This window comes from Candidatus Polarisedimenticolaceae bacterium (assembly GCA_036275915.1).
Classification (GTDB): domain Bacteria; phylum Acidobacteriota; class Polarisedimenticolia; order Polarisedimenticolales; family DASRJG01; genus DASRJG01.
On sequence record DASUCV010000021.1, the window covers coordinates 1 to 4,393 of the forward strand.

Genomic DNA, 4,393 nt, shown 5'->3' on the forward strand with positions numbered 1-4,393 from the left:
GGAGTGTGTGAGGGGTAGCACCCTTCTCTCTTGGGGTGACCTTCGTCTCTAGAAGAAAAAGCAGAATGTCCCCATTAGGCGGACCAGTCGAAACGATCGGGGACCACGACGTCGATGAAGCCGTCGGCGGGGACGCGTTGCACGGCGCCGGCGGCGTTCTTGATCTCGACCGCGAACCGTGCGGCGCCTCCGAGGCCAGCAAGCGGGATGCGCATCTCGAGGATGCGATCGAGGGCGGTCTCGGCGGCTTCGACCGCCTGCCCGGACGGAACGCGGATCCGCACGTCCGCACCGTCGAACGATCCCGGCTCGAACGGGTCGAGACGCACGTAGAGCGCATCGTCGTCCGAGCCGAACCAGAGGTCGCGCGCGAGGCGCGTCGCCGCGTGCATCGCGCCGTGGACGACGCGGACGCGCCCCGCCGCCAGCCACTCGAAGTAGTCGCTGACGCGACCGTCGATCCGCGCCGTCACCGGCCCGCTCGGCCGCGACGCGGTCTGCAGCCCCGCCCCCTTCACCGGCTCGTCGAGCGAGGCCGGAGCGGCGAGTCCCGCGGCGGTGTAGGCGACGCGGAGCTTCTCGCGGAAGCCGAGGTCGAACTCGGCGCCGTACTCGGTCGGGTGATCGTCGCCGTACCACCAGAACCAGTCGCTCCCCTCCGCGGCGAGGATCGCCCGCCATGCCGGTTCGTCCCACGCGAGCGGGCCGCGCGCCGCTTCGACCGCGTCGCGCGCCGCGGCGAGCAGCTCCCAGCCGCGGTTCTTCTCCGCATGCCCGATCCACGTCGCGAGACTGCGGTAGATCCACGAGCCGGCGGTGACCTGGGGGAGCGGCGACGCGTCCGCGGGAGCCGCGGCCTCCGACGCCGTCACCGTGCGAACGCCGGGGTCTTCCGCGAGCGTGCCGTAGAACGCGTCGAAGAAGGGAGTTGCGTGGTCGGGGTAGTGCTCCCACGCGTTCTCGCCGTCCAGGATCACCGTCACGACGCGGCGGAGTCCGTCGTCGGGCAGCGACTCGCGGATGCGGCGCAGGCGGTCGGCGAAATCGCGCGCCGCCTCGGCCGGCGGCCGGCCGGAGTACGCGAAGCCGATTCGGTCCGAGAGATCGTGGTCGCGGAAGAGGAGTACCGGCCCCTCCCCGTGCCGCCACGGCCGGTAGAGGAGCGCCGCGCGCTGCGCGTCGGCGGTGGCGCGGTCCGCGGGGAAGACACTGCCGAGCGAGGCGAAGAGCAGGTCCTCGTCGCTCGCCGCCCAGCCGTAGCCCGCTTCGGCGAGGCGCGCGAGCGCCGCCTCCGAGATCGCGCCCTCGGACGGCCAGCCGCCCGCGGCGCGTCGCCCGAAGAGCGCCTCGAACCTCGTCATCGCACGCTCGAGCTGCAGGCTCGCGTCCTCGGGGTGGCGGAACGAGGACGACGGGAGCGGGAGGTCGGGGACCGACTCGAGCGCCGACGCCGTGTCGCAGAGGAGCGGGAGGATCGGGTGGTAGTACGGGCTCACCGACAGCTCGACGCGGCCGTCGTCGGCGAGCCGGCGCCACCGCGGGATCACGTCGGCGAGGAACGCGCGGTGAACGGCGAACAGCTCCGCCTTCTCGGATTCGTCGAAGCCTCTCCCCTTCCGCCTCAGGCGCGCGACGACGGGATCGGCCTGGAGGAGCGAGCCGCTCCACGCGACGTGGAAGAGGACCTGGAGGTCGCGGAGCGCCTGGTCGTCGAAGCGCGCGACCTCGGCGCCGCCGACCGCGTTCGGCGCCGCGTGGCCGCGGAGCGCCGCCAGCTCCTCGTAACGCCTGAGATCGCCGGCCATCCGGTCGCGGTTGAGCGAGAAGAAGTGGCCGACGACGAACGTCCTCTCTTCGGGGGTCAGCTCTTCCGCGGGCTTCGTCGCGAGCGCGAGGAACGGGTCCGGGGGCGCGCTCCCGTCGGCCAGCCGCACGAGCTGATCGAGGAGCGTGGGCACGACGTTGAAGGTCACGCGGACGCCGGGGTGTCGTGCGACGTGCGCCGCCATGTCGGCGTAGTCCTTGAGCGCATGGAGGCGCGTCCACGGCATCGCCGGCGCGCCCGTGCGCGGGTCGGTGTAATCCGGCTGATGGAAGTGCCAGACGAGCGCGAGATCGATCGGTCCCTTCATCGTCCGGCCACGGTGCTCCGTCGCTCGAGGAGAACGACGTCGCGCCACGCGCCGTCGCGCTGGCCGATTCTCTCGCGAGTCCCCACGACGCGGAAGCCGCACGCGCGGTGGAGGGCGAGGCTCGCCTCGTTCTCGGGGAAGATCCCCGCCTGCAGCGTCCAGTACCCCTCGGCCTCGGAGGCCGCGACGAGCGCTTCGAGGAGCGCGCGGCCGATCCCCGCCCCGCGCGCGCCTGCGGCGACGAAGATCGAGAGCTCCCCGACGCCGCGGTAGACCTGCCGGCGCGAGACCGCCGTCAAGGCGGTGAAGCCGACGATCCGGCCCGCTCGCTCGGCGACGAGGCGGCAGGTCGGGATGTGCGCCGCGTCCCAGTCGTCCCAGGAAGGCGCACCGGTCTCGAACGTGGCGTGGCCGGTCGCGATCCCCTCGCGATAGACCGCCATGACCGCTTCGCCGTCCTCCTGGGTCATCGCGCGGATCCGCGCGCTCATGGCACGCGTGCGGCGCGCGAGACGGCGTCGTCGTAGAGGCGCTCGTACTCGCGCGCGGCGCTTCCCCACCCGTGGTCGGCGCGCATGCCGTTCTCCTGGATCCGGCGCCATCGCGCCCGGTCTGTCTTCAGGACGAAGAGCGCGCGCTGGATCGCGGTCCAGAACGCCGGAGCCGCGAAAGGAACGAAGGTGAACCCGGTCTCCCCCTCGCGCACCGTGTCGGCGAGCCCGCCGGTCGCGCGGACGACCGGGACGCTGCCGTAACGCATCGCGATGAGCTGCGAGAGGCCGCACGGCTCGAAGAGCGACGGCATGAGGAAGAGGTCGCTGCCGCCGTAGATCATCGACGCGACGTCCGAGGCGAAGGCGAGGACCGCCCTCATCTTGCCGCGGTGGTACGACGCGAGGTGGCGGAGCATGTCCTCGTAGGGCGCGGCCCCGGTCCCGAGCACGACGCACTGCACATCTCCCGCGGCGCCGCTCATGAGGAGGTGGAGGACGTGCCCCGTGATCTCGAGCCCCTTCTGCGCGTCGAGGCGCGTCACCATGCCGACGAGCGGGATCTTCTCGTCGACGGCGAGGCCGAGCTTCTCCTGGAGCGCGCGCTTCGTCGCGCCGCGCGCTTCGATTCGGTCGGCGCCAAAGGGCGCCGCGAGATGCGCGTCGGTCGCCGGATCCCAGACCGCGTCGTCGATGCCGTTCAGGATCCCGCGCAGGTCGCGCCGGCGGTGCGCGAGCAGTCGGTCGAGGCCGCTTCCCCCCGCCGCCGTCACGATCTCGCGCGCGTAAGTCGGGCTCACCGTGTTGACCATCGTGGCGTGGTAGATCCCGCGCGCCATGAAGTTGACCTCGAGCGGACCCTCCTCGAGGAGCGTCGGTGCGGCGGCGCCGAGGTAGCCCATGACCGTCCTCGCGCTCCTGCCCTGATGCGCGAGGTTGTGGATCGTGAACGCCGTCGGTGTCTCCGCCCACGCGCCGTCGTGGGCGCCCGCGGTCGCGAGCCACGTGATCGCCGGAGCCGCGTGCCAGTCGTGCGCGTGGACGAGGTCGGGCTTCCACCCGATCGCCTCGCAGAGGGCGAGCGCCGCCTTGGAGAAGAACGCGAACCGGTACGGGTCGTCGTCGTAGCCGTAGATCTGCGGCCGGTCGAAGAGGTTCCGCTCGGCGATGAGGTAGACCGGGACGCGGCTCCCCGGAAGCTCGGTCACGAACGCGCCCGCGGGGAGCGGCCCCGCGCCGGTGGGAACCGCGAGGGCGCCGGGAAGCGCGCTCAGCTCGCCCTTGATCGACGCGTACGCCGGCATCACGACGCGCACGTCGTGTCCGTGCGCGGCCAGCGCCTTCGGGAGCGCTCCGGCGACGTCGGCCAATCCGCCGGTCTTGGCGAACGGTGCGACCTCGGCGGACAGGAGGAGAATCTTTCGGGGAGAGGGCATGGGAAGTCGACAGTTTACAGTTAACAGTTCACAGTCCAGAAACTGTTAACTGTCGACTGCCAACTGTCGACTTCTTCTCAGCTTGGGTTCTGCGCCGCCGCCGGGACCGGCAGGTTGAGGCGCTGCAGCTCCGCATTGATGATCTTGGCGAACTCGGCGAACGGCTTCGCCCCGTTGACGAAGCGCCCGTTCACGAAGAACGCAGGCGTTCCCGACGCGCCGAGGGTCATCGCCTCGTTCGAGTCGGCCTCGATCGCCGCCTTGTACTTGCCGGAATCGAGGTCCTTCGTGAACTTCGCGACGTCGAGCTTCAGCTCCTTCGCATACTGGAGGA

4 protein-coding genes are annotated in these 4,393 nt (G+C 71.3%); all 4 read right to left on the reverse strand.

The window, feature by feature from the left end; genetic code table 11:
- Window positions 1-74: 74 nt before the first annotated feature.
- On the reverse strand, window positions 75-2,132 hold the full coding sequence (locus VFV19_16890; GenBank protein HEX4825979.1) for a glycoside hydrolase family 57 protein: 2,058 nt from the start codon (window positions 2,130-2,132) through the stop codon (window positions 75-77).
- Window positions 2,129-2,623 carry a GNAT family N-acetyltransferase gene (locus tag VFV19_16895; GenBank protein HEX4825980.1) on the reverse strand — a complete coding sequence of 165 codons (495 nt, stop codon included), beginning with the start codon at window positions 2,621-2,623 and terminating at the stop codon, window positions 2,129-2,131. Before VFV19_16895 ends, VFV19_16890 begins: the two co-directional genes overlap by 4 nt.
- The gene (locus tag VFV19_16900) at window positions 2,620-4,059 is read right to left on the reverse strand and encodes a glycogen synthase (GenBank protein ID HEX4825981.1); all 1,440 of its coding nucleotides are present in this window, start codon (window positions 4,057-4,059) and stop codon (window positions 2,620-2,622) included. The genes VFV19_16895 and VFV19_16900 overlap by 4 nt, the downstream gene beginning before the upstream one ends.
- A 77-nt stretch (window positions 4,060-4,136) precedes the next feature.
- On the reverse strand, window positions 4,137-4,393 hold a 257-nt coding region (locus VFV19_16905; GenBank protein ID HEX4825982.1), incomplete at its 5' end, for a DsbA family protein.